Origin of the sequence: Castellaniella sp., from assembly GCF_047971665.1 — a bacterium.
Lineage (GTDB): Bacteria > Pseudomonadota > Gammaproteobacteria > Burkholderiales > Burkholderiaceae_B > Castellaniella.
In genome coordinates, this window is the sequence record NZ_JBKEAA010000004.1 from 18,416 (window position 1) to 42,940 (window position 24,525).

Annotated in this window: 23 protein-coding genes and 1 riboswitch; of the genes, 12 read left to right on the forward strand and 11 right to left on the reverse strand. The window is 66.0% G+C overall.

Features of this window, described 5'->3' with window-relative positions:
- Positions 1 to 2 precede the first annotated feature (2 nt).
- Positions 3 to 884, reverse strand: coding sequence for an AraC family transcriptional regulator (locus ACK5JE_RS00840; RefSeq protein WP_416799822.1), 882 nt, complete (start codon positions 882 to 884; stop codon positions 3 to 5).
- Between the two features lie 84 nt (positions 885 to 968).
- On the opposite strand from ACK5JE_RS00840, the gene ACK5JE_RS00845 reads away from it, so the two are divergent.
- Entirely contained in the window at positions 969 to 1,976 is a 1,008-nt protein-coding gene (locus ACK5JE_RS00845) for a bile acid:sodium symporter family protein (protein WP_416799877.1), read from the forward strand.
- A 42-nt stretch (positions 1,977 to 2,018) separates the two neighbouring features.
- Here ACK5JE_RS00845 and ACK5JE_RS00850 read toward each other — a convergent pair whose 3' ends face one another.
- Both ACK5JE_RS00850 and ACK5JE_RS00855 read right to left on the reverse strand, forming a co-directional pair.
- A complete protein-coding gene (locus tag ACK5JE_RS00850; RefSeq protein WP_416799823.1) occupies positions 2,019 to 2,810 on the reverse strand; it encodes an exodeoxyribonuclease III in 792 nt (263 codons plus the stop codon).
- A gap of 56 nt (positions 2,811 to 2,866) precedes the next feature.
- Complete coding sequence (locus tag ACK5JE_RS00855) at positions 2,867 to 3,664, reverse strand: DODA-type extradiol aromatic ring-opening family dioxygenase (protein WP_416799824.1); 798 nt, start codon at positions 3,662 to 3,664, stop codon at positions 2,867 to 2,869.
- 135 nt (positions 3,665 to 3,799) lie between these two features.
- Between ACK5JE_RS00855 and pyrE the strand changes: the two genes are divergently transcribed.
- The gene (gene pyrE, locus ACK5JE_RS00860; RefSeq protein ID WP_416799825.1) at positions 3,800 to 4,468 is read left to right on the forward strand and encodes an orotate phosphoribosyltransferase; all 669 of its coding nucleotides are present in this window, start codon (positions 3,800 to 3,802) and stop codon (positions 4,466 to 4,468) included.
- Positions 4,469 to 4,593: 125 nt separating this feature from the next.
- Here the strand turns inward: pyrE and gatB are convergent, their stop codons facing one another.
- Genes gatB through gatC form a run of 3 tightly spaced genes read right to left on the reverse strand, consistent with a single transcriptional unit; the run spans position 4,594 to position 7,888 of the window.
- Positions 4,594 to 6,051, reverse strand: coding sequence for an Asp-tRNA(Asn)/Glu-tRNA(Gln) amidotransferase subunit GatB (gene gatB, locus ACK5JE_RS00865; RefSeq protein WP_416799826.1), 1,458 nt, complete (start codon positions 6,049 to 6,051; stop codon positions 4,594 to 4,596).
- Entirely contained in the window at positions 6,052 to 7,575 is a 1,524-nt protein-coding gene (gene gatA / locus ACK5JE_RS00870) for an Asp-tRNA(Asn)/Glu-tRNA(Gln) amidotransferase subunit GatA (protein WP_416799827.1), read from the reverse strand.
- Between the two features lie 4 nt (positions 7,576 to 7,579).
- The gene (gatC, locus tag ACK5JE_RS00875) at positions 7,580 to 7,888 is read right to left on the reverse strand and encodes an Asp-tRNA(Asn)/Glu-tRNA(Gln) amidotransferase subunit GatC (protein ID WP_416799828.1); all 309 of its coding nucleotides are present in this window, start codon (positions 7,886 to 7,888) and stop codon (positions 7,580 to 7,582) included.
- A gap of 253 nt (positions 7,889 to 8,141) precedes the next feature.
- On the opposite strand from gatC, the gene ACK5JE_RS00880 reads away from it, so the two are divergent.
- Genes ACK5JE_RS00880 through rodA form a run of 5 tightly spaced genes read left to right on the forward strand, consistent with a single transcriptional unit; the run spans position 8,142 to position 13,820 of the window.
- Positions 8,142 to 9,185: a rod shape-determining protein gene (locus tag ACK5JE_RS00880; RefSeq protein WP_320346672.1), complete on the forward strand. Its 1,044-nt coding sequence runs from the start codon at positions 8,142 to 8,144 to the stop codon at positions 9,183 to 9,185.
- A 23-nt stretch (positions 9,186 to 9,208) separates the two neighbouring features.
- The gene (gene mreC, locus ACK5JE_RS00885; protein WP_416799829.1) at positions 9,209 to 10,093 is read left to right on the forward strand and encodes a rod shape-determining protein MreC; all 885 of its coding nucleotides are present in this window, start codon (positions 9,209 to 9,211) and stop codon (positions 10,091 to 10,093) included.
- A complete protein-coding gene (gene mreD / locus ACK5JE_RS00890) occupies positions 10,074 to 10,634 on the forward strand; it encodes a rod shape-determining protein MreD (protein WP_416799830.1) in 561 nt (186 codons plus the stop codon). The genes mreC and mreD overlap by 20 nt, the downstream gene beginning before the upstream one ends.
- A 10-nt stretch (positions 10,635 to 10,644) precedes the next feature.
- The gene (gene mrdA, locus ACK5JE_RS00895) at positions 10,645 to 12,684 is read left to right on the forward strand and encodes a penicillin-binding protein 2 (RefSeq protein ID WP_416799831.1); all 2,040 of its coding nucleotides are present in this window, start codon (positions 10,645 to 10,647) and stop codon (positions 12,682 to 12,684) included.
- A complete protein-coding gene (rodA, locus tag ACK5JE_RS00900) occupies positions 12,681 to 13,820 on the forward strand; it encodes a rod shape-determining protein RodA (protein WP_416799832.1) in 1,140 nt (379 codons plus the stop codon). The genes mrdA and rodA overlap by 4 nt, the downstream gene beginning before the upstream one ends.
- A 48-nt stretch (positions 13,821 to 13,868) precedes the next feature.
- Here the strand turns inward: rodA and mutY are convergent, their stop codons facing one another.
- The 3 genes from mutY to ACK5JE_RS00915 are packed head-to-tail and all read right to left on the reverse strand — an operon-like array spanning position 13,869 to position 16,569.
- The gene (gene mutY / locus ACK5JE_RS00905; protein WP_416799833.1) at positions 13,869 to 14,975 is read right to left on the reverse strand and encodes an A/G-specific adenine glycosylase; all 1,107 of its coding nucleotides are present in this window, start codon (positions 14,973 to 14,975) and stop codon (positions 13,869 to 13,871) included.
- Positions 14,975 to 15,883, reverse strand: a complete 909-nt coding sequence (locus ACK5JE_RS00910) for a cell division protein FtsX (RefSeq protein WP_416799834.1) — start codon at positions 15,881 to 15,883, stop codon at positions 14,975 to 14,977. The genes mutY and ACK5JE_RS00910 overlap by 1 nt, the downstream gene beginning before the upstream one ends.
- A complete protein-coding gene (locus ACK5JE_RS00915; protein ID WP_416799835.1) occupies positions 15,880 to 16,569 on the reverse strand; it encodes a cell division ATP-binding protein FtsE in 690 nt (229 codons plus the stop codon). The genes ACK5JE_RS00910 and ACK5JE_RS00915 overlap by 4 nt, the downstream gene beginning before the upstream one ends.
- A gap of 198 nt (positions 16,570 to 16,767) precedes the next feature.
- Between ACK5JE_RS00915 and ACK5JE_RS00920 the strand changes: the two genes are divergently transcribed.
- The 5 genes from ACK5JE_RS00920 (at position 16,768) to ACK5JE_RS00940 (ending at position 21,765) form a co-directional block, all read left to right on the forward strand.
- A complete protein-coding gene (locus ACK5JE_RS00920; RefSeq protein ID WP_416799878.1) occupies positions 16,768 to 17,784 on the forward strand; it encodes an amino acid ABC transporter substrate-binding protein in 1,017 nt (338 codons plus the stop codon).
- Between the two features lie 98 nt (positions 17,785 to 17,882).
- Positions 17,883 to 19,070: an amino acid ABC transporter permease gene (locus ACK5JE_RS00925; protein ID WP_416799836.1), complete on the forward strand. Its 1,188-nt coding sequence runs from the start codon at positions 17,883 to 17,885 to the stop codon at positions 19,068 to 19,070.
- Positions 19,071 to 20,165, forward strand: coding sequence for an amino acid ABC transporter permease (locus ACK5JE_RS00930; protein ID WP_416799837.1), 1,095 nt, complete (start codon positions 19,071 to 19,073; stop codon positions 20,163 to 20,165).
- Positions 20,166 to 20,211: 46 nt separating this feature from the next.
- Positions 20,212 to 20,952: an amino acid ABC transporter ATP-binding protein gene (locus tag ACK5JE_RS00935; RefSeq protein WP_416799838.1), complete on the forward strand. Its 741-nt coding sequence runs from the start codon at positions 20,212 to 20,214 to the stop codon at positions 20,950 to 20,952.
- Positions 20,953 to 21,111: 159 nt separating this feature from the next.
- Entirely contained in the window at positions 21,112 to 21,765 is a 654-nt protein-coding gene (locus ACK5JE_RS00940) for an OmpA family protein (protein WP_416799839.1), read from the forward strand.
- Between the two features lie 106 nt (positions 21,766 to 21,871).
- On the opposite strand, the gene thiC is transcribed toward ACK5JE_RS00940, so the two are convergent.
- Positions 21,872 to 23,785 carry a phosphomethylpyrimidine synthase ThiC gene (gene thiC, locus ACK5JE_RS00945; RefSeq protein ID WP_416799840.1) on the reverse strand — a complete coding sequence of 638 codons (1,914 nt, stop codon included), beginning with the start codon at positions 23,783 to 23,785 and terminating at the stop codon, positions 21,872 to 21,874.
- 100 nt (positions 23,786 to 23,885) lie between these two features.
- Positions 23,886 to 23,986, reverse strand: a riboswitch (TPP riboswitch).
- Positions 23,987 to 24,099: 113 nt separating this feature from the next.
- Complete coding sequence (locus tag ACK5JE_RS00950) at positions 24,100 to 24,468, reverse strand: helix-turn-helix domain-containing protein (protein ID WP_416799841.1); 369 nt, start codon at positions 24,466 to 24,468, stop codon at positions 24,100 to 24,102.
- Positions 24,469 to 24,525: the final 57 nt, after the last annotated feature.

The window sequence follows — 24,525 nt, forward strand, 5'->3', positions numbered from 1 at the left end:
GTTCATGTCCCGTCGGACGGAGTGTCCCGCCATGCGCCTGCGGCGAATGCCCGGGGCGTGACGCCGGTGTGCGCCCGGAAGGCCGCGATGAAGGAGGACAGGCTGTCATAGCCGCAGGCCAGGGCGACGTCGGTGATGCGGTCGCCGTTTTCCAGCAGCGGCAGGGCGTGCACCAGCCGTGCGCGTTGACGCCAGAGGCGGAATCCCAGGCCCGTCTGCCGCTGGAACAGCCGCGTCAGTGTCTTGTCCGACAGCCCCAGACGGCGACTGAAGGCGCCCAGATCGAGATCGCTGTCAGGGTGGCTCTGCAACTGGCGGCACACGGATTGCAGGCGCGGATCGGTGGGCCAGGGCAGGATCAGTCCGGCATCCGGACAGGTGGCCAGTTGATCGGCCAGGACCTGCGCCAGCCGGCCGTCCGGTCCGTCGAGATCGTATTCGGTGGGCAGTGTACTGAAATGCCGGATCAGTTCGTGCAGCAGCGGGCTGACGGCCAGTACCCGGCAGGCGGGCCAGTCCAGCCCCATGGTGGCGGCATCCAGGTACAGGCTGCGGATGACGGTGTGCGGCGATTGCCGGACCTGATGCGGCAATCCGGGCGGGATCCAGACGGCGCGGTGCGCCAGGGCGACAAAGCGGGCGTCCGGTGTCCAGACTTGCAGATGGCCCTGGGTGGCGTAAGACAGTTGCGCCCAGGCGTGTTTGTGATGCCGGGGAATCAGGAAATTGGGCTGGCTGTCGATGTGCCCGTAGACGGGACGGGGCAGGCGACGCAGCCCGCCGCGCCGCGATGGCGCCGGTTCCTGGTGGAGGGATCGGGCAGGGTTGCGTCGGGTCCGGGTGGTGTCCGCCGGGTCTTGAATGTCCGTTCGCGAATATTTCATAGCTGTTTGCCGCTAAACATGGCTTTCACTGTAGTTTAATCTTCTCTGCGAGAGCCCCGGACCGCCGGAGCACCCATTACCATGATGTCAAAATTACGTCTGCTGTTTGATCGTTTCACTCTGATCCTGATCGCGGTCGTCACGGCCGCCACGGTCTTGCCTGCCCACGGTCAGGGAGCGATGCTCTTCGAACGGCTCACGGCCGCAGCCATTGCGTTGCTGTTTTTCCTGCATGGGGCCAAGCTTTCCCGCGAGGCCATCATCGCCGGCGCCACGCACTGGCGGCTGCACGGGGTGATCTTCATCTGGACATTCGTGATTTTCCCTATCCTGGGGTGGGTGCTCCGGCCGGTTCTTTTGCCTTTGTTGGGCGAGCCGCTCTATGTCGGCATCGTCTATCTGACGGTTCTGCCCGGCACGGTGCAGTCGGCCATCGCCTTCACTTCGATCGCGCGCGGCAATGTGCCCGCGGCAGTCTGCGCCGCCTCGGCGTCGAGCATCGTCGGAATCGTCATCACGCCCCTGTTGCTGCAATGGCTGCTGGGCGCGGATACGTCCGCCCTGGGCGGCAGTTCGCTGCTGCAGGCCATCGGACGGATCAGTGTGCAGATTTTTCTGCCTTTTGTCGCCGGTCATCTGATGCGGCCGGTGATCGGCCGCTGGATGGACGGTCACCGCAAGCTTGTCACCAGTGTCGATCAGAGTTCGATCCTGCTGGTGGTCTATACGGCGTTCAGCGAGTCGGTGATCGGCGGGTTGTGGCAGACTGTGGATCCGGGTTCGCTGGTCTGGCTGGTGGTGGTCTGCTGCGTGCTGCTGGCGCTGGTGCTGACGCTGAACACCTGGTCGGCGCGCCGCATGGGGTTCAACCGCGCCGACGAGATCACGATCGTATTCTGCGGCTCCAAGAAAAGCATGGCCACGGGGGTGCCCATGGCGGGCGTGCTGTTCAGCGCGGGGGCCATCGGGCCGGTGCTGTTGCCGCTGATGATTTTCCACCAGATCCAATTGATGGTGTGCGCGGTGCTGGCGCAGCACTATCTGCGCCAGGGGCAACAGGCCGAGGGGTCGGGGCGGCGCGTGGCGGCCTGATTCTCGGGGGGCTTGCGCCGCCCGTCGCCGCATTGTCCCCCATCACCTCCACGCATACTCCACTGTCAGCGGCGCATGATCGCTGAATCGCGGCTCGCGGTGGATATCGACTGTCTGCGCCCGGGCGGCGATCCCGGGGGTGGCGATGTGGTAATCGATGCGCCAGCCGACGTTCTTGGCCCAGGCCTGGCCGCGGTTGCTCCACCAGGTGTAGGCCTCGCCGGTCGCGTCCGGATGCAGGCGGCGGTACACGTCCACCCAGCCGCGCTCGTCCAGGATCTTGCTCAGCCAGGCGCGTTCTTCGGGCAGAAAGCCGCTGTTCTTCAAATTGCCCTTCCAGTTTCTGAGGTCGATTTCCTGGTGGGCGATGTTCCAGTCGCCGCAGATCACGAATTCCCGGCCGGTGTCGCGGTGCTCCCGCATCAGCCCGTCCATCCAGGTCTCGTAGTGCGCCAGGAACCGGTATTTGGCCGTCTGGCGCTCGTCGCCGCTGGACCCTGAAGGTAGATAGGCGCTCACGACCGACAGGCCGGGCCAGTCGGCGCGCAGGATGCGGCCTTCGGCGTCGAATTCCGGGCAGGCCATGCCGGCCGTGACCTGATCGGCCGGCTGGCGCAGGTAGAGCCCCACACCGCTGTAGCCTTTTTTCTCGGCGTGGTGGAAATGGCCGGTCAGGCCGTCGGGATGGCGCAGCTCGTCGACCAGGTCACTGTCCTGGATCTTGATTTCCTGCAGGCAGACGGCGTCGGGGCGGGTGGCGGCCAGCCAGTCCGCCAGCCCCTTGCGGAAAGCCGCTCGGATGCCGTTGACGTTCAGAGAGGTGATGCGCAGCACGTGAGTATCCGGTGGTCATTGCAAGACTGCACTTTACCCCAGGATGCCGGCCGGGCTCAGTCGAACCGGAAGCTGGAGACGGTGAGCCCGCCTGCGGCGTCGGTTTCGTGGTGACAGCATAGGGCGGGGCTGCCCTCCGAGGCACCGTTGGCGACGAACAGGGGCACCAGATGGTCTTCCTGCGGATGGGCGATCCGCGCGGCCGGAGCGTGTTTCCAGGCCCGCAGCCGGTCATGGCGGGATGTGGCATCGGTCGGCGCCATGGCCTGTTGCAGCCAGGCGTCGAATTGCGCCGATGGTATGCGGCCCGCGGGGCCGGACAGGCGCAGGTTGTGATAGCTCAGTCCGCTGCCGATGATCAGCACACCCTCGTCGCGCAGCGGCGTCAGGGCGGCGCCCAATTGGCGGTGCCAGTCCGGATCGAAGCCGTGTTCGATCGACAGCTGGACCATGGGAATGTCCGCTGCCGGGAACATGACGTGGGCCGGCACGAAGGCGCCATGGTCGAATCCGCGTTGTGCGTCGAAATCCACCGGTATGCCGTCGGCCCGCAGCAGATCGGCGGCGCGGGCGGCCAGATCGGGGGATCCGAGGGCGGGATAGCGAATGCCGTAGGTATGGGCGGGAAAGCCGTAGTAGTCGTACAGCATGCCTGGCTGCGGGTGGTTGCCGAGCAGGACGCCGCCCTGGGTGATCCAGTGCGCCGAGACCATCAGGATCGCTTCGGGCGGACGGGGCAGGGTGGCGGGAATGGCCTGCAGTTCGGCGGCCAGGATGGCATAGGAGGCCTGTGCCTCGGGCATCCAGGGCCAGGGGCCGCCGCCATGGGACAGGAAAAAGACCGGTTGGCGCATGGGATGAACTCCCGGGGCGAAAGGGGGAAAAGAACATGATAGTCTTGGACGCAGGCCCAGCGCGGCGGCCAAACCTGCGAACGCCTCGCTCAAATATCCGATAATGTCGCCTTTCCCGCACAGAGATCACTTGCCATGCCCGGTTCCCGAGCCCAATCCTTCGTCCGTTTCGCCCTGGAGAAAGGGGTCCTGAATTTCGGGGATTTCACGATGAAATCCGGCCGCCGCAGCCCGTATTTCTTCAATGCCGGATTGTTCAATGATGGTGCCTGCGTGGGTCGGTTGGGCCAGTTCTATGCCCGGGCCCTGGCGGATTCCGGGCTGGATTTCGACATGCTGTTCGGCCCCGCGTACAAGGGCATCCCCCTGGCCACCACCGCCGCCATCGCCCTGTCCAACCACCCCGCGCGCGCCGACCGCCCGGTCCCGTTCGCCTTCAACCGCAAGGAAGCCAAGGACCACGGCGAAGGCGGCACGCTGGTCGGCGCGCCGCTGCAAGGCCGCGTCGTCATCATCGACGACGTCATCACGGCGGGCACGTCCGTGCGCGAATCCGTCGCCCTGATCCGCGCCGCCGGCGCCCAGCCCGCCGCCGTGCTGATCGCCCTGGACCGCATGGAACGCGCCGGCGCGGACGACGCGCTGTCCGAGGGCTCGGCCGTCCAGGAAGTCGAACGGGCCTACGGCATCCCCGTGGTCAGCATCGCCTCGCTGGCCGACATCATGGCCTTGCTGGAAGACGACGCCACCCTGGCCAAGCACCGCGACGCCGTGTCGGCGTACCGGGGCAAATACGGAGTGTGAGTTCACGCCGGGAAGTTCCGGCATCGCCGGAACCGGGTGAGCTGCGCGTTGGCGCGGGGGCATGCACCGGCCGAGATCTACACGGGGCGCACGCCGGCCGAAATCACAGCCCCAGCCAAGACCGATCAGGCATCCAGCTTCCGCTTCAGCACCTCGTTCACCTGCTGCGGATTCGCCTTGCCCTTGGCCGCCTTCATCACCTGGCCCACCAGCGAATTGAACGCCTTCTGCTTGCCCGCCCGGTACTCCTCCACGATCGCCGGATGGGCCGCCAGCACCACGTCGATCATCGCCTCGATCGCCCCCGTATCGCTGATCTGGCGCAGCCCCCGCGACTCGATGATCGCGTCCGGATCGCCGCCCGACTCGCCCGCCCACATCGCCGCGAACACATCGCGCGCGATCTTGGTCGAGATCGTCCCGTCCAGCACGCGGGCGATCAGCGCCGCCAGACGCTGCGGTGGCACTGGCGAGGCGCCGATGTCCAGATCGTCGCGGTTCAGCGCCGCTGACAATTCACCCAGGATCCAGTTGGCGGCCTGTTTGGCCTGCCCCGCCTGCAAGGCCGCCGACGCGGCCTCGAAATAATCCGCCGTCGCGCGGTGCAGCGTCAGCTGGGCCGCATCGTAGGCCGACAGGCCCAGGTCGGCCTCGAAACGTGCGCGCTTGGCGGCCGGCAGTTCCGGCATGGCCGCGCGCACCTGTTCGATCCATTCCGGGGCTACCACCAGCGGCGGCAGGTCGGGATCGGGGAAATAGCGGTAATCGTCGGAATCCTCTTTCGTCCGCATGGCGCGGGTTTCGTCCCGGTCGGGATCGTACAGCCGGGTCTGTTGCACCACCTTGCCGCCGTCCTCGATCAGCTCGATCTGGCGGCGCACCTCGTACTGGATGGCGCGTTCCAGAAAGCGGAAGGAGTTCAGGTTCTTGATCTCGCAGCGGGTGCCGAATTCGGCCTGGCCGCGCGGACGTACCGATACATTGGCGTCGCAGCGGAACGAGCCCTCCTGCATGTTGCCGTCGCAGATGCCCAGCCACACCACCAGCCCGTGCAGCGTGCGCGCGTAGGCCACGGCCTCTGTCGCTGAACGCATCTCGGGTTCGGTCACGATCTCCAGCAGCGGCGTGCCGGCGCGGTTCAGGTCGATGCCGCTGGACGATTCGCCATGCGGTCCCGTGAAATGCTCATGCAGCGATTTGCCCGCGTCCTCTTCCAGGTGGGCGCGGGTCAGGTTCACCGTGTGTTCCTGTTCGTCGACGAAAAAGGACAGTTGCCCGCCGACGACGATCGGCAGTTCGAACTGGCTGATCTGGTAGTTCTTGGGCAGGTCAGGGTAGAAATAGTTTTTGCGCGCGAACACGGAGCGTTCGGCCACCCGGGCGCCGATGGCCAGGCCGAACTGGATCGCGCGTTCCACCGCGCCCCGGTTCATGGCCGGCAGTGAGCCGGGCAGGGCCATGTCCACAGCATTGGCCTGGGTGTTGGGCTCGGCGCCAAAGCGCGTGCTGCTGCGGGAAAAGATTTTCGACTGCGTGGAGAGCTGGGCGTGGGTTTCCAGGCCGATGACGATTTCCCAATCCATTTATGCGTGTCCCGGAATGCGTTGATGCCAGTCGGTGGCTTGCTGGTAGCGGTCGGCCAGGGCCAGCAGGCGGCCTTCGTCGAAATAGCGGCCGATGATCTGCAGCCCGATGGGCAGACGGCCCGATTCGCCGCCGAATCCGCAGGGGATGGACATGCCGGGCAGGCCCGCCAGACTGACGCCCAGCGTGTAGATGTCGCTGAGCCAGTCGGCGATCGGGTCCTGGCGCGTGTCGCCGATGCGGTGCGCCACGGTGGGGGTGACCGGACCCATGATCACGTCGCAGTCCTGGGTCAGGACGCGGCGGAAATCGTCGGCGATCATGCGCCGCACGCGCTGGGCCTGCAGGTAATAGGCGTCGTAGTAACCATGGGACAGCACGTAGGTGCCGACCATGATGCGGCGGCGGACCTCGTTGCCGAAGCCCTCGGAACGGGACCGGCTGGTCATGTCGGCCAGGTCGGTGTATTTGGCGGCGCGATGGCCATATCGCACGCCGTCGTAGCGCGACAGGTAGCTGGAGGCCTCCGCTGGCGCGATCACGTAGTAGACGGGGATCGCCAGGCGGGTGCGCGGCAGGGATACGTCCACGCGAACGGCGCCCAGGGACTCGAAGACTTGCAAGGCGGACTCCACCGCGGCGCCGACTTCAGCGGACAGGCCTTCGTTGAAGAATTCGCGCGGCACGCCGATGCGCAGGCCTGCCAGCGGGCGCTCGCCGCCGGCCTGTTGACCGGCCCGAGCGGCGTCGAAGGCAGCCTGGACGCGGCCAGCGGCATTGGGCGCGCCGTCGCAGGTTTCCAGGCTGGTCGAATCGTGCGGGTCGAAACCACTCATGGCGTCCAGCAGCGGCACCAGATCACGGGCATTGCGCGCCAGGGGGCCGGCCTGGTCCAGGCTGGAGGCAAAGGCGATGATGCCGTAGCGCGACACGGTGCCGTAGGTGGGCTTGATGCCGCTGACTCCGCACAGGGCGGCGGGCTGGCGCACCGAGCCGCCGGTGTCCGTGCCGGAAGCGCCCAGCACCAGGCCGGCAGCCACGGCGGCGGCGGAGCCGCCGGACGAGCCGCCCGGCACCCGGTCCGGGTCCCAGGGATTGCGTACTGGTCCAAAGGCGGAATTCTCGTTGCCCGAGCCCATGGCGAATTCGTCGCAGCTGAGCTTGCCCAGCGAGACGGCGCCGGCCTCGCGCCAGCGGTCGACCACGGTGGCGTCAAAGGGGCTGACGTAGTCGGCCAGCATCTTGCTGGAGGCGGTGGTGCGCCAGCCGCGCGTCACGAACAGGTCTTTGTGGGCGATGGGGATGCCGGTCAGGGGGCTGGCGGTGCCATCGGCCAGCGCCTGATCGGCGGCGCGTGCCTGCGCCAGGGTCAGGTCGTCGTCGATGTGCAGAAAGACGTTGGGATCGCAGTGGGCGCGGGCCGCGCGCAGGGCGTCGGCCGCCAGTTCGGCGGCGCTGATGCGCCGGGCGCGCAGGGCTTCGCCCAGCGCCTGGATGCTGTGGAATGCGGAAAGCTGGGTCATGGCATCATTCGATGACGGTCGGCACGAGGAACAGCCCCTGGTGGGCGGCGGGTGCATTGGTCAGGCAGGCGTCGCGCTGCGCGGGCGTCTGCGCCGGGTCGGGCGTGTCGTCGCACAAGCGCAGGGCGATGTCCTGGTGGGCGGCCAGTGGATGGGCCATGGGCTCGACGCCCGCCGTGTCCACGGCTTGCAATTCCTCGATCAGGCCCAGGATGCGGTCCAGTTCCTGGCGGGCGCGATCCGAGTCGCTGGAATCCAGCCTCAGGCCCGAAAGCCGTGCCAGCCGGGCAATGTCCTGTTCGGTGAGTGCCATGTCGTCGTATTGGAGTGGCCGCCGCCGGGGCGACCGGATTTGAGTGTGTGCGGATGTGACCGGAATGTGAAAAGCAGGAGTTTTGCAAAACATTCTCCCTCAATCCAGGCATAACCTTACGGGATTATAAGTTATCATTGCTGATTCCATGCGGTTTGCTTGGCCTGCGCTTTTGTTCTGGCGGCCCTGATTCAAATCAGTACCGGGCGAATTTGCATGGATCTACCAGACACCCAATTTTATTAGTGCGCCCATGTTCGGATTCCTACGCAGCTACTTTTCCAGCGACATGGCGATCGACCTCGGCACGGCGAATACGCTGATCTATGTCCGTGGCAAGGGCATCGTGCTCGATGAACCCTCGGTCGTCGCCATCCGCCATGACGGCGGCCCCAATGGCAAGAAAATCATCCAGGCCGTCGGCCACGAGGCCAAGCAGATGCTGGGCCGCGTCCCCGGCAACATCGAGGCCATTCGGCCGATGAAGGACGGCGTGATCGCCGACTTCACCGTGACCGAGCAGATGCTCAAGCAGTTCATCCGCATGGTGCATCCGCGCAGCATGCTGGCCCCCAGTCCGCGCATCATCGTCTGCGTGCCCTGCGGGTCCACGCAGGTCGAGCGCCGCGCCATCCGCGAATCGGCATTGGGCGCGGGCGCCAGCCAGGTCTATCTGATCGAGGAACCCATGGCCGCCGCGATCGGCGCCGGTCTGGCGGTGTCCGATGCCAGCGGCTCGATGGTGGTGGACATCGGCGGCGGCACCACCGAGGTCGCCGTGATCTCTCTGGGCGGCATGGTCTACAAGGGCTCGGTGCGCGTCGGCGGCGACAAGTTCGACGAGGCCATCATCAACTACATCCGCCGCAACTACGGCATGCTGATCGGCGAACCCACGGCCGAGCTCATCAAAAAGGAAATCGGCTCGGCCTTCCCGGGCTCTGAGATCCGCGAGATCGAGGTCAAGGGCCGTAACCTCTCCGAAGGGGTGCCGCGCAGCTTCACGGTGTCTTCCAACGAAATCCTGGAATCCCTGACCGATCCGCTCAATCAGATCGTCTCGGCCGTGAAAACGGCCCTGGAACAGACCCCGCCCGAGCTGGGCGCAGACATTACCGACAAGGGCATCGCCCTGACGGGCGGTGGCGCGCTGCTGCACGATCTGGACCGCCTGCTCCAGGAGGAAACCGGTCTGCCCGTGGTGGTGGCCGAAGACCCCCTCACCTGCGTCGTACGCGGCTGCGGCGAGGCGCTCGAACATCTCGAACGCCTCGGCGGGGTGTTCATCTACGACTGATTCCCGACCAGACGTTCCTCGTTATGCGTGAACCGGGAACCCTGAGACTCTTCAAGCGTGGCCCCAGCCTCGAAGTCCGGCTGGTTCTGCTGCTTGCACTGTGTCTCGGGATGGTCGTGGTCGATGCGCACTGGTCCGTGCTGGGGCCGGTGCGCAGTTCCCTGTCCGTGGCCCTCTATCCCTTTCAGCGCTTTGCGCTGGCGCCGCGCGACGCGGTGGAATATGTCGACAGCTGGTCGCATGCGGCCACTCAGGTACGCGACGAACAAGAGGCCCTGCGCCGCCAGCGCATCGAGATGGCCCAGCTGTCTACCCACGCGGCCCAGCTCTCCGCAGAAAACGCGCAGTTGCGCCGCCTGCTCAACATCTCCGAATCCATCACCCAGCCGTCCGTGGCGGTCGAGGTTTTCTACGTTCCGTCCAATGCCTTCAGCCATCGCCTGATTTTCAACAAGGGCTCGCACGACGGCATCGCCCCGGGCATGCCGGTGATCGACGAGGGCGGGGTCGTGGGCCAGATCGTGCGCGTCACGCCCTTCACCTCCGAGGCCGCCCTGCTGATCGACGATCAGGTGTCGATTCCCGTCCAGGTGCTGCGCAACGGGCTGCGGCTGATCGCCTTTGGCGGCAATGAGGTCGGCAAGCTCGAGGTCCGCTACCTGTCGACCGGCGTGGACGTGCGCGCGGGCGATGTGCTGGTGACTAGCGGCATCGGCGGGTTGTTCCCGGCCGGGCTGTCGGTCGGCCGCGTGGAACGCGTCGATCGCGACTCGGGCACCGGCTTTGCCGTGGCGATCGCCGAGCCGCTGTCGCATCCGGAACGCTATCGCCATTTTCTGGTTCTGCGCGTGGATGTGGCCGATGTGCCCGAACCCGAGGAGATCGAGCATGCCCTCGACGCCCAGTAGGCCCCGCAAGGAGTCCTCCCTGATGGATCTGCAGCCGGTGGATACCGGTGCGTTCCAGAGTGCCGCCTCCGGCTGGCTGGTGTGGGGGACGCTGATCCTGGTGTGGGTGGCGTCCCTGCTGCCCTGGCGGCTCTGGCAGACGGCGCCCGATGTGCTGCTGCTGTTGCTGCTTTACTGGTGCCTGCATGCGCCCTCCCGGGTGGGACTGACGACGGCATTCGTGTTCGGCGTGCTGATGGATGTCCAGGACACCGGCCTGCTCGGCCTGCATGCGCTGTGCTATGTGCTGGCGGCCTATGGCGTCCTGCGCCTGAGCCCGCGACTGCGACGTTTCAATGCCTGGCTGCAGACGCTTCAGGTGCTGCCGGCTCTGGTGATCGCCTACACGCTGTCCAGCCTGCTGGGTGCCTGGCTGAACGGCGCCTGGGTGGGTTGGGACTGGTTGTGGTCTGCGCTGTTCACCGGCGTGTTGTGGCCGTTGCTGGATATCCTCATGTCGCTGCATCCCCGCCGTCAGGGTGGCGACGGCGCAAGGCCCTAGGCCCTAGGCTATGTTCGAGTTCCGCAAAACAGGACATCGCCAGCGGCAGACCGTGGTGCTGCGCGCCTGGGTCGCGGGGCTGTTCGCCCTGGTGTGCCTGCTGTTGCTGGCCGGCCGGCTGTGGTATCTGCAGGTCAATCGCTACGAGGCCCTCTCGGCGCGCGCGGAACAGAATCGCATCACCATCGTGCCCGTGCCGCCCCGACGCGGGCAGATCTCCGATCGCAACGGCGTGGTGCTGGCCAAGAACCTGCGGGATTACACGCTGACGGTGACACGCGCCCAGGTGCAGGGCGATGTCGGCGACATGCTCGACCGGTTGAGCGAACTGGTCTATCTGAGCGAGGGCGACCGGCGCAAGTTCATGCGCCTCTACCAGCAGAGCGGCCGTTATGCGCCGGTGCTGCTGCGCAATAATCTGAACGAGATCGAGGCCTCCTGGTTTGCCGTGCATGCCTACCGCTTTCCCGGCGTTAGTCTGGAAGCCCGCTGGGTACGGACGTATCCCATGCAGCAATCGGCGGCCCATGTGCTGGGGTTCGTCGGGCGGATTTCCGAGGACGACCAGCAGGCGCTGGAGGAGTCCGGCCAGATGGGCAATTACCGGGGCACGCTGACCATCGGCAAGAAAGGCGTCGAAAAGACCTGGGAAAAGACCCTGCACGGCCACACCGGCATCGAGGAGCTGGAGGTCACCGCAGGGGGGCGTCCGGTGCGCGAACTGAGCCGCACGGACCCCGTGTCCGGCTCCAATCTCGAGTTGTCCCTGGATATCGGGCTGCAGCAGATGGCCGAGGCCGAGTTCGACGGCCGGCGCGGCGCGCTGGTCGCGATCCAGCCAAAGACCGGCGAGGTGCTGGCCTTCGTGTCCTCGCCCTCCTTTGATCCGAACCTGTTCGTGGACGGCATCGATGTCGAGAACTGGCGCAAACTGAACGAATCGCCGGATCACCCGCTCATCAACCGGCCGCTGTACGGCACCTATCCCATTGGTTCGACCTACAAGCCGTTCGTGGCGCTGGCGGCGCTCGAAATGGGAGTGCGCTCGGCGCAGGAGCTGATTCCCGATCCCGGCTATTTCGAGCTGGCGGGCCAGAAATTCCGCAACGCCGGCGGCGCCGTCTATGGGCCGACCGACATGCACCGGGCCATCGTCGTGTCCTCCGACACGTACTTCTTTTCGCTGGGCGCCCTGATGGACGTGGATGCCCTGCACGATTTCAGCAAGCAATTCGGTTTTGGCCAGATCACCGGGATCGACCTGGATGGCGAGCGCAGGGGCATCCTGCCTTCGCGCGAATGGAAACGCAAGGCCTACAAGAAGCCCGAGCAGCAGCACTGGTATCAGGGCGAGACCGTGTCCGTCACCGTGGGCCAGGGCTACAACGCGTTCACCTTGCTGCAACTGGCGCAGGCCACCTCGGTGCTGGCCAACAATGGCGTCTACATGAAACCGCACCTGGTGCGCAGGATCATCGATTCACGCACGGACCAGTTCAGCTATCCGGTGGTCGGGCCGCAGGCCACCATCGATCTGAAACCGGACCATCTGCGCGTGATCCGTGAGGCCATGGTGGATGTGGTGCGCAAGGGCACGGCGCGGCGCGCGTTCCAGGGCGCGCCGTATCAGGCGGCCGGCAAGACCGGCACGGCGCAGGTCTACAGCCTGCGCGGGGCCCGGTACCGGGCGCGTTCCGTGGACGAGCGTCTGCGCGACCATGCGCTGTTCATGGCGTACGCGCCGGTCGACGATCCCCAGATCGCGGTGGCCCTGATCGTGGAAAATGGCGGCTGGGGGGCCTCGGTGGCCGCGCCCATCGCCCGCAAGGTGTTCGACTACTGGCTCGACCCGGCCCGGGTCGAGCAGCGCCGCGCGAGCCTGCGGGCTGAACGTGCGGCATGGGATGCGCAGGCCGGCCCGGCGCCGGCGGCGTTCCCGGGCCGGCCCGAGACGCAGCCGGCGCCCGACGATGACGAGGCGCCCGAACCGGCGCCCTTGCCTGACGAGGCATCGGCGCCCGAGGACGGCGCCGAGGAGGGGAGTCCATGAAACTGCTTGTGCAGGCCGTGCGCCGCATGTTCGCCGTGCTGGACTGGCCGCTGCTCATCTTGCTGATCGTCATGGCTGTGGTCGGCATGGCCACCATGCACTCGGCCGTCGGCGATACGGACTGGCGCTTTGCCGATCAGTTGCGTAATTTCCTGCTGGCGGTGGCGGCCATGTGGGCCGTCGCGCTGCTGCGGCCGGCCTGGATCATGCGCGCGGCGCCGTTGCTCTATGTGCTCGGGGTGGGGCTGCTGGTGGCGGTCATGCTGTTCGGAGAGACCAGCAAGGGCGCGACCCGCTGGCTGAATCTGGGCATTGCGCGCATCCAGCCTTCGGAGATGATGAAGATCGCCGTGCCGCTGATGCTGGCCTGGTATTTCCAGCGCCAGGCGGGGAGCCGTTTCCGCGTCATGGATTTCCTGGTGGCCGGGGTGCTGCTGGCCGTGCCGGCCGGGCTCATCATCGACCAGCCGGACCTGGGCACGGCGCTGCTGGTGCTGGCGTCGGGGTTCTGCGTGATCTATTTCGCCGGATTCTCGTTCAAGCTGCTGATTCCCGCCGTGCTGGCGATTGCGCTGGGCCTGGGTACGCTGGTGGCCTACGAGGATCAGATCTGTCAGCCGGACGTGGATTGGGTGGTGCTGCACGACTATCAGAAATACCGGGTCTGCGTGCTGCTCAACCCGGGGTCGGATCCGCTGGGCAAGGGGTTCCACACCATCCAGTCGATGATCGCCGTGGGTTCCGGCGGACTGTACGGCAAGGGCTACATGCAGGGCACCCAGACACACCTGGATTTCATCCCCGAGCGGACCACGGATTTCATCTTCGCCGTGTTCGCCGAGGAATTCGGCCTGTATGGCGGGGTGACGCTGCTGGTCCTGTACGCGATGATCGTGCTGCGGGGGCTGACCATCACGGCACGGGCGCCCACGCAGTTCGGACGATTGCTGGCGGGCGCCATGTCCATGATGATGTTCGTCTACGTCTTCGTGAACATCGGCATGGTGACCGGGGTGCTGCCGGTGGTGGGGGTGCCGCTGCCTTTCATGAGCTATGGCGGCACGGCGCTGATGACCCTGGGGGTGGCCTGCGGCCTGTTGATGAGCATCGGCGCGCATCAGCCCCGCCCGGACTGACCGGCGCGCCGGCATCGACAAGAGGGCCCAGGTCTCGACGGTGCCGCGTCAGCGCGGCCGGGAGGTGTCCCCGTACAGGCCGGCCAGCAGCCGGGCGATCGGCGCCGGCATGCCATGGGCATCCAGGGCCTCGATGGGCGCCCAGGCCTGATCCGCGCCCACCTGCCCGGGCACGGAGCCCGGCAGGCGCAGCCAACAGGGCTGGATGCGCAGCCGGAAATGTGTGAACACATGATCGATGGCCGCCAGCGCTTGCGGCGGGCTGTCCGCTGACAGCCGGGCGCAGGCGGCCTTCAGCGCGGTCTCGTCCTCGAATTGCGGCAGGCTCCACAGGCCGCCCCAGATGCCGCTGTCCGGGCGGCGCTGCAACAGCACCCGGTCTGCGCATTGTGCGATCAGCATCCAGCCGTGGCGCAGCGGCTGGGCCCGGCGCGCGCGCGGTGACGGCAGTTCGTGCTGCCGCCCCTGGATGCGCGCCTGACAGTCCGGCGCCAGCGGACAGCGCGCGCAATCGGGCCGCGAGCGGGTGCAGACCGTGGCGCCCAGATCCATCTGGCCCTGAGTGTAGGCCACCATATCCAGCCCGGCAGGCGCGGCATCGATCAGCGATTGCGCATGCGCCTGCAATTGCCGGCCCGTGCGCGTCGATGCGGGGTCGCCTTCGACGGCAAAATAGCGCGCCAGCACCCGGCGCACATTGCCGTCCAGAATCGGTGTCCGCTCGCCGTAGGCAAAGGCGGCGATGGCGGAGGCGGTCGAAGGGCCGATGCCGGGCAGTTGCGCCAGTTCGTCCGCCGTGGCGGGAAAATGGCCGCCGTGCGTGTCCCTGAGCGCCCGGGCGCAGCGATGCAGGTTGCGCGCGCGGGCGTAATAGCCCAGTCCTGCCCAGGCGCGCAGGACGGTATCCTGCGGCGCGTCGGCCAGGTCGGTGACGGTGGGGAACAGCGCCAGGAATTGCGTGTAGTACGGCACGACAGTGGCGGCCTGCGTCTGCTGCAACATGATCTCGGACAGCCAGATACGGTAAGGGTCGCGGGTGTGCTGCCAGGGCAGGCCATGCCGTCCGGCCCGGCGCTGCCAGGCGGCGATGCGCGATGCGGCGTCGTCCGGGGCGACGGTGAAACCGCCGGAGCCCGTCAGGGCGCGGCGGCGCATCAGAACCGGGTGCGGCGCGTGACCGACAGCCGCGCGGCGATGGCCCCCAGCAGGACGACCAGCAGGCCCGAGAGCAGCAGGTCCGTGAGCGCCGGCAGGTGGATGGCCCAGTCCACGCCGTAGCTGCGCGCGAAGCCGCCCAGAATGACGTTCAGCGGCGTCAGCGCCAGCCAGGCCAGCAGCAGCGCCAGCAGGCTGGCGGCCAGGCCGGTCAGGGCGCCCAGGTACAGGAAGGGGCGACGGACGAAGGGCTCGGTCGCGCCCACCAGCCGGGCGACGGCGATTTCCTCGCGCTGAGTCAGGGCCTGCAGGCGGACGGTGTTGAAGACGGTCGCCAGCACGACGATGGCCACGGCGATCGCCAGCAGGCCCAGGCTGACCCGCACGAAGGCGAGCAGGGATTCCAGGCGCCGCATCCATTCGCTGTCGAGCTGGATTTCCTGGATTTCCGGCCACTGCCGCCATGCCTGCGCCACGTCGGCGGCCTCTCGCGCCGGGGCATCGGAATCGCGCAAGGTGACGATCAGTGCGTCGGGCAGGGGATTGTCGGGCAGCGCGTCCAGCGCCCGCGCCCAGGTCGGGTCGGCGCGCAGTTGAGCCATGGCCTGATCGCGTGGCATCAGCCGGGCCTGGGCGACGCGTTCGCCCCCCTGTTCGCGCACCCGCGTCAGCAGGGATTGTTGCGTGGCGGGCGACAGGTCCGATTTGAGGAACAGGGTCAGTTCCGGCGCGGTGGACATTTCCCGGGTCAGCGGCTGGCTGGATTGCAGGACGGAAGCGCCCAGGATGGGCACGGCCAGTATCAGGGCGATGACCACGATGTTGGCCAGTGACGAGAAAGGATACTGGCGCAGGCGCCGCAGCGCCACGGCCAGCGCGTAGCGATGATGTCGCAGCCAGCGGTTCATTGCAACACCTCGGTGTCGGCGGGCACGCCCGCGATGTCGTCGAACCGGCCGGCGTCGATGCGCAGGGTGCGGCGCGCGTAGCGGGCCATGAGCGCGGTGTCGTGCGAGGCGATCAGCGTCGTGACGCCGACCTGATTGAAGTCCCGGAAGACGTCCATGATGCGGGTGGCGCTCTCGTGATCGAGGTTGGCGGTGGGTTCGTCGGCGATCAGGATGGCGGGCCGGCTCACGATGGCGCGGGCGATGGCCAGGCGTTGCTGCTCGCCGCCGGACAGTTCGATGGGCGACAGGTCTTCCTTGCCGCGCAGGCCGACTTTCTCCATGGCGGCGCGGGCGCGGGTCGCCGCAGTGGCGCGGTCCAGGCCCAGCACGGACAGCGGCAGCATGACGTTGGCGAAGGCGTTGCGGTCGAACAGCAGATGGGCGTCCTGCAGGATCAGGCCGACCGTGCGGCGCAGGTAGGGCAGGGTACGCGCCGACAGTTGGTCGATGCGGTGGCCGTTGACGGTGACGGCGCCCCGGCTGGTGGGTTCCAGCCCGCCGACCAGTTTCAGCAGGGTGGATTTGCCCGCGCCCGAAGGGCCGGACACGAAAACGAATTCGCCGGGGGCGATGCTGAAATTGACGTCCGCGAGGATGTTGCGCCCCCGGCCGAAGGATTTGAAGACGTGCTGAAATTCGATCATGCGTGCCTTGCGGGTCGAGAGGTCCGGCCTGTGATTGCCGCAACTATGGCACAATCCGGGCGCTATGGCGGGTGCAGGGATATCCCGCATGTTTCATGCCTGTAATGACAGGCTACGATTCATGTTGGACGGACCAATTCCACAAGATTGTATTCCGTGTTGTTCAATGCCACTTGCTCAATCAGGTAAAGGATGAATATGAAACTGATGAAACTCGCAGCCGTCAGCGCGGCCCTGCTGTTCGCCGGCACGACCGCTCAGGCAGGTGAGACCTTCAACGCCGTCAAGGCGCGCGGCTTCGTGCAGTGCGGCGTGAATGCCGGCCTGCCGGGCTTCTCGCAGGCCGACAGCAAGGGTGTCTGGAAAGGCATCGACGTCGACATGTGCCGCGCCGTCGCAGCCATGGTGTTCGGCGACGCCAGCAAATTCAAGGCCACGCCCCTGACCACGCAGCAGCGGTTCACCGCGCTGCAGTCCGGCGAGGTCGACGTCCTCACCCGCAACACCACCGCCACCATGAGCCGCGACACTACGCTGGGCCTGATGAGCGCGGGGGTCAACTACTATGACAGCCAGGGTGTGCTCGTCAAGAAGAGCCTGGGCGTCAAGAGCGCCACCGAGCTGGGCGGCGCGGCGGTCTGCGTGCTGCAGGGCACCACCACCGAGCTGAATCTGGCGGACTGGTTCCGCGCCCACAACCTCGACTTCAAGCCGGTCGTGATCAACACCTCCGAAGAAGGCTTCCGTACCTTCGAGGCCGGCCGTTGCGACGTGGTGACCAGCGACAAGTCCCAGCTGGGCAGCCTGCGCGCCTCCTCCGCTTCGCCGGATGACTACGTCATCCTCCCGGAAAACTTCTCCAAGGAACCCCTGGGCCCCATGGTCCGTCAGGGCGACGACGAGTGGTTCATGGTCGTGCGCTGGGCGCTGGGCGCCATGGTCGAGGCCGAGGAATACGGCATCACCTCCAAGAACCTGGAGGAAATGCTCAAGAGCCCCAACCCCAATATCCAGCGCATCCTGGGCGTGTCCGGCGACATGGGCAAGGGCCTGGGCCTGGACAAGAAATGGGCCTACAACATCATCGGACAGGTCGGCAATTACGGCGAATCCTTCGAGCGCAACATCGGCAAGAGCTCCCCGCTCAAGCTGGACCGCGGCCTGAACGCCCAGTGGAAAGACGGCGGCGTGATGTACGCCTGGCCGATCCGCTGATTGTGATCGGCTGATCCGTTCTCCGGCTCTCTCGGCCGCCGGGGTTTCCCCGGCGGTCGGATTTCGGCGGCCATAGCCGCCCTTTTTGTCCGCATCCTATGAACGAAACGAAAAATCGTGCACCCAGGACGCCGCGCAGGCGCTGGTCCTGGAACGATCCGGGCACGCGCGCGTTGATCTATCAGATCCTGATCCTGGGCCTGGTCGGTCTGGGCGTGTGGTACCTGGCTTCCAATACGCTGCACAATCTGGCGGCACGCAACATCTCCACCGGTTTCGATTTCCTGCACGAGGAAGCCGGTTTCGCCATCGGCGAATCGATGGTGGATTACAGCCCCGCCGACACCTATGGCCACGCGGTCCTGGTCGGCCTGCTCAACACCCTCAAAGTCTCCGTGATCGGCGTGATCACCGCCACCCTGTTCGGGACCTTGCTGGGCATCTGCCGCCTGTCCAAGAACTGGCTGGTCTCGCGCCTGTCCAGCCTCTACATCGAGGTCATGCGCAACATCCCGCTGCTGTTGCAGCTGTTCTTCTGGTATGCCTTGATCACCGAGCTGATGCCGGGGCCTCGACAGGCCTTGCAGCCCATCTCGGACGTCTTCATCTCCAACCGTGGCCTGAAGCTCCCCTGGCTCAAGGGCGATGCCATGGACTGGATTTTCGGCGGGCTGGCGCTGGCCATCGTGCTGATCCTGCTGCTGGCCCACTGGGCGCGCCGCCATCAGGACGCCACCGGCAAGATCTTCCCCCTGGGGCGGGCCGCCCTGGGCCTGCTGATCGTGGTGCCCCTGCTGGCTTTCTGGATCAGCGGCGGGTCGCTTGAGCTGGACCGTCCCGAACTCAAGGGCTTCAACTTCCAGGGCGGCCTGAACATGTCGCCGGAATTCTCGGCGCTGCTGCTGGGACTGGTGACCTATACCTCGGCCTTCGTGGGCGAGGTCGTGCGCTCCGGCATTCAGGCCGTCAGCCAGGGCCAATGGGAGGCCGCCTCCTCGATCGGCCTGTCGCGTGCGCGCACGCTGCGGCTGGTGATCCTGCCGCAGGCCATGCGGGTGATCATTCCGCCCATGACCAGTCAGTACCTGAATCTGACGAAAAACAGTTCTCTGGCCGTGGCGATCGGGTATCCCGACATCGTGGCTGTCACCAACACCATCCTGAACCAGACGGGGCAGGCCATCGAAGGCATCATGATCATCATGGCCGCCTACCTGGTCGTCAGCCTGTCGATCTCGGTCTTCATGAACTGGTACAACAAGCGCATCGCGCTGGTGGAGCGATAGATGGACCGCGTACTCCCTGGCACCGACCGTCTGCCGCCGCGTTCCGACACCGGCGTCCTCGGCTGGCTGCGCACCCGGCTGTTTTCTTCCCCGCTGAATGCGATCCTGACGATCCTGGCCCTCTGGCTGCTGCTGATGGCGATCCCGGCCCTGATCGACTATCTGCTCGTGAAACCCGACTTCGCCGCGACGACGGCGGCCCAGTGCCGCGAGAGCGGCGGCTACTGCTGGGCGTTCGTGCGCGAAAAGCATCGCCTGATCCTTTTCGGCATCTATCCCTACGACGAGCAATGGCGTCCGCTGCTGGCCTCGGTGATCCTGGTGGGGGTGATCGTCTGCAGTTGCATCCGCTGGTTCTGGCGGCCGTTCCTGGGGCTGATGTGGGTGGTCGCCCTGGTGGCCGTCGGCGTGCTGATGTGGGGCGGGGTGCTGGGCCTGAGCTATGTCGAGAACGCCAAATGGGGCGGTCTGCCGCTGACCCTGATCCTGTCGACCTTCGGCATTGCCTTTGCCTTCCCGTTCGGGTTGCTGCTCGCGCTGGGACGGCGCTCGCACATGCCGGGCGTCAAGGCCGTGTGCGTGGTCTACATCGAACTCATCCGCGGGGTGCCACTGGTCAGCCTGCTGTTCATGTCCTCGGTGATGCTGCCGCTGTTCCTGCCCGAAGGCTTCTCCATCGACAAGCTGCTGCGCGCCCAGATCGCCATCATCATGTTCGCGGCGGCCTACGTGGCCGAGACCGTGCGCGGCGGCCTGCAAGCCATTCCCAAGGGGCAGTACGAGGGGGCCGATTCCCTGGGATTGAGCTATTGGCAGCAGATGCGCAAGATCATCCTGCCCCAGGCGCTGAAGATCGTCATTCCGCCGCTGGTGGGGATTTTCATCTCCCTGTTCAAGGACACGTCCCTGGTGGTGATCATCGGCATTTTCGACCTGACACAGGCGGCCAAGGCGGCCGTGTCCGACGCCGTCTGGCGCGGCTTCAGCACGGAATCCTATCTGTTCATCTCGGTCATCTATTTCATCTTCTGCTTCTCGATCTCGCGGTACAGCCTCGCGCTGGAACGTCAGCTGGATCAAGGGCAGCATCGTTAATCTTCGTACTGGCGGGACGGTGATCCCGCCGCAGGAGCCTGCATCCATGTCGGAATCCATCATCCGCCTGCAGAACGTCAACAAATGGTATGGGCAGTTTCACGTCCTCAAGGACCTGAACCTGGATGTCGCGCCCAGTGAGCGCATCGTGATCTGCGGCCCGTCCGGGTCGGGTAAATCGACCATGATCCGCTGCATCAACCGCCTGGAGGAACACCAGGAAGGCCAGATCATCGTCGACGGCACCGAGCTGACCAACGATCTCAAGCAGATCGAGGCCATCCGCCGCGATGTCGGCATGGTGTTCCAGCATTTCAACCTGTTCCCCCACATGACGGTGCTGGAAAACCTGACGCTGGGGCCGGTGTGGGTGCTCAAGCGCCCCAAGGCCGAGGCCGAGGCGACCGCCATGAAATACCTGGAGCGGGTGCGCATCCCGGACCAGGCCAGAAAATACCCGGGTCAGCTGTCCGGCGGCCAGCAGCAGCGCGTCGCCATCGCCCGGTCGCTGTGCATGAATCCCAAGATCATGCTGTTCGATGAGCCGACTTCCGCGCTGGACCCCGAAATGGTCAAGGAAGTGCTGGACGTGATGGTCGAGCTGGCCGAAGAAACCGGGATGACCATGCTGTGCGTGACCCACGAGATGGGCTTTGCGCGCAAGGTCGCCAACCGGGTGATCTTCATGGATCACGGCGAGATCATCGAGCAGAACGCGCCGGACGCCTTTTTCGACAACCCGCAGAACGAGCGCACCAGGCTGTTCCTCAGCCAGATCCTGCATTGATCGGGCGCCTGGACGCGGCCCCGCCCTTCCGGACAGGATCGGCGGGGTTGTTTTTTGGATGTCGAGAGCCGCGTGAGCCAGCGCCGGGGATAGAATAAGTCACATCGGTGCCCATGCTTTTTGCTACGCTGTTCAAGTCTCGACAAAAAGGAGAATGCGATGCATACAGTCACGAAGCGGCTTGCCCGCACGACGGTGATCGGCAGTCTGGTGCTTCTGACGGCTTGCGCCAACATGTCGCCCCAGGGCAAGAACACGGCGGTCGGGGCTGGCGCGGGCGCGGCCATCGGCGCCGGGCTGGGGGTGCTCATCGGCGATTCCAGCAAGGCCGCCCTGATCGGCGCCGGGATCGGCACGGTGGTGGGCACGGTCGTCGGCTACAACTGGAAAGCAGTCAAGCAGGATGTCGAAAAATCCGGCGCCTCCAACCTGGGGATCGATGTCATCGAAATGCCCGATGGCACCCTGAAGGTCAACATCCCGAGCAATGTTTCGTTCGATACCAACAAGGCGGTGCTGAAACCGGCGTTGCTCCCCGTCCTGGACAGTGTGGCCCGGGCCTTGAACCAGCATGCCGAACTGCGCGCCAAGGCCATCGGCCATACCGATTCGACCGGCAGCGACGCGGTCAACATGCCGCTGTCCCGGCGCCGCGCCGGCGCGGTCACGCAGTATCTGACGGGGCAGGGTGTGGCGGCGGGCCGGCTGACGGCCGAAGGCCATGGCGCCGCCAGCCCGGTGGGCGACAACGGCACGGTCGAGGGCCGCGCCCTGAACCGCCGGGTCGAGCTGTTCCTGTACGCCGTCAAATAGGCGCTTGCGCGGCGAGACGGATCCGCGTCTCGCCACGCATCGCGCCCACGGTCTGCGCTGCGCCGCGATGGTTGTCGCCATCGCGGCGCATGCACGGTCCGGCGCATCAGGCCTTCTGGTACAGCGCCGAGCCCTGGCGGATGAATTCCGCCGATTTCGCCGCCATGCCCTGCGCCAGGGCGGTGGCTTCGTCCAGGCCGTTTTCCTTGGCGTAGTCGCGCACGTCCTGCGAGATTTTCATGCTGCAGAACTTGGGGCCGCACATGGAGCAGAAGTGCGCGACCTTCATCGAGTCCTTGGGCAGCGTCTCGTCATGGAAGGCGCGCGCCGTGTCCGGGTCCAGGCCCAGGTTGAACTGATCTTCCCAGCGGAACTCGAAGCGCGCCTTGGACAGGGCGTTGTCACGGATCGCCGCGCCCGGGTGGCCTTTGGCGAGATCGGCGGCGTGGGCGGCGATCTTGTAGGTGATGATGCCGTCCTTGACGTCTTTCTTGTTGGGCAGGCCCAGGTGTTCCTTGGGCGTGACATAGCACAGCATGGCCGTGCCGTACCAGCCGATCAGCGCGGCGCCGATGCCCGAGGTGATGTGGTCGTAACCGGGCGCGATATCCGTGGTCAGCGGGCCCAGCGTGTAGAACGGGGCTTCGTGACAGTGCTCGAGCTGCAGGTCCATGTTTTCGCGGATCATCTGCATGGGGACGTGCCCCGGGCCCTCGATCATCACCTGCACATCGTGCTTCCAGGCGACCTGGGTCAGTTCGCCCAGCGTGCGCAATTCCGCAAACTGGGCCTCGTCGTTGGCGTCGTAGCCCGATCCCGGGCGCAGCCCGTCGCCCAGCGAGAAGCTGACGTCATAGGCCTTCATGATCTCGCAGATGTCTTCGAACCGCTCATAGAGGAAGCTTTCCTTGTGATGCGCCAGACACCATTTGGCCATGATCGAGCCGCCGCGTGACACGATGCCCGTCATGCGGTTGGCGGTCATCGGCACGAAGGGCAGGCGCACGCCCGCGTGGATGGTGAAATAGTCCACGCCTTGCTCGGCCTGTTCGATCAGCGTGTCGCGGAAAATCTCCCAGTTCAGTTCCTCGGCGATACCGCCAACCTTTTCCAGCGCCTGGTAGATCGGCACCGTGCCGATGGGCACCGGCGAGTTGCGGATGATCCATTCACGCGTTTCGTGGATGTGCTTGCCGGTGGACAGGTCCATCACCGTGTCGCCGCCCCAGCGGATCGCCCAGGTCATTTTCTCGACTTCTTCGCTGATGTCCGAGCGGATGGCGGAGTTGCCGATATTGGCATTGACCTTGACCAGGAAGTTGCGCCCGATGGCCATGGGCTCGACTTCGGGATGGTTGATGTTGGCCGGGATGATGGCGCGGCCCCGGGCGATCTCGTCGCGCACGAATTCGGGCGTGATCCGCTCGGGGATGGCGGCGCCGAATGCGCGGCCGGGATGTTGGCGGGTCAGGCGTTCGGCCAGCCGGTCGCCGTCCGGTCCGCTGCGGCGCAGGGCGTCGATGTACTGGTCGCGACGCAGGTTCTCGCGGATCGCGACGAACTCCATTTCGGGCGTGACGATGCCGCGGCGCGCATAGTGCATCTGCGTCACGTTCGCGCCGGCGCGGGCGCGGCGCAGGGTGCGCTTCAGGTCGAAGCGCAGCGTGTCCAGCTCGATGTCGGCCAATCGGGCGCGGCCGTACTGGCTGGAGAGTCCCGGCAGGGTCTCGGTGTCGCCGCGTTCCAGGATCCAGGGCAGGCGCGGGGTGGCCAGGCCCTTGCGGATGTCGATGACGGCATCCGGATCGGTGTAGGGGCCGCTGGTGTCATAGACCGTCAGGGGCGGGTTGGATTCGCCGCCGAACAGCGTGGGCGTGTCGTCCTGGTGGATTTCGCGAAAAGGCACGCGAATGTCGGGCCGGGAACCGGTGACATAAATCTTGCGGGATTGCGGCAGCGGTTCGATGGCAGCCAGATCGACAGTGGCGCGGGCGGCGAGGAATTGCGGATGAGTGGTCAAGATGGAGCTCCAGGTTCGAAAAGGTTTCGGAAATGGAGCCGAGTCGGGGAGGGGAAAGCGAGTTCCGGGGAAGGATGGTCTCGGGGAGAAGATGAAACCGGGGAGGAAACCGCACGCTCCCAGCATCGGCATTATCCGTACTGGTACGAAGGGTTTTTCTCAACACGCCGGCGCTGCCGGCGAGTACCCCTGCGTGCGGCCAGTATACCCGCCATTTCGTTCGGGGGCGGCGCCGTCGGGGTCGCCGTCTCGTGCGAAACCGGTGCCGTCAGCGCCAAAGACGCGCGTCCGGCCGGCAGAGCTCCGGGGACTGTTTACGCTTTGTCACCCGAAATCAGCAGGCTGTCGATCAGGGCGCTGACGGCGCGCTCCACGACCTGGCGGTCCTTGCGCGTCAACGTCCAGAACTGGGCGGGGTCGATGGAGGAAAAAGGCCAGGCGCCTTCAGCCAGGGACCTGGCGACGACCGGGAGCGGCATCATGTCGCCCTGGCCCCGGCTCAGCCAGTAGATATCCACCTCCAGGGTCTGAGCCAGGCTCAGCAGCTTCTTGGGGGATTGGCGGGTGCCGTTCTCGTAGCTGGAGATGGCACTTTGCGACAGATCGCAGGCACGTGCGAGGGCCACCTGCGACAGACCGCGCAGGAGACGCGCATGCCGGAGTCTGTCCGCAAAGGTATCCATCTGTTCATTTGACTAAAAACAGGAATTACATTGGTATTTATGGAATAATGCATTTGT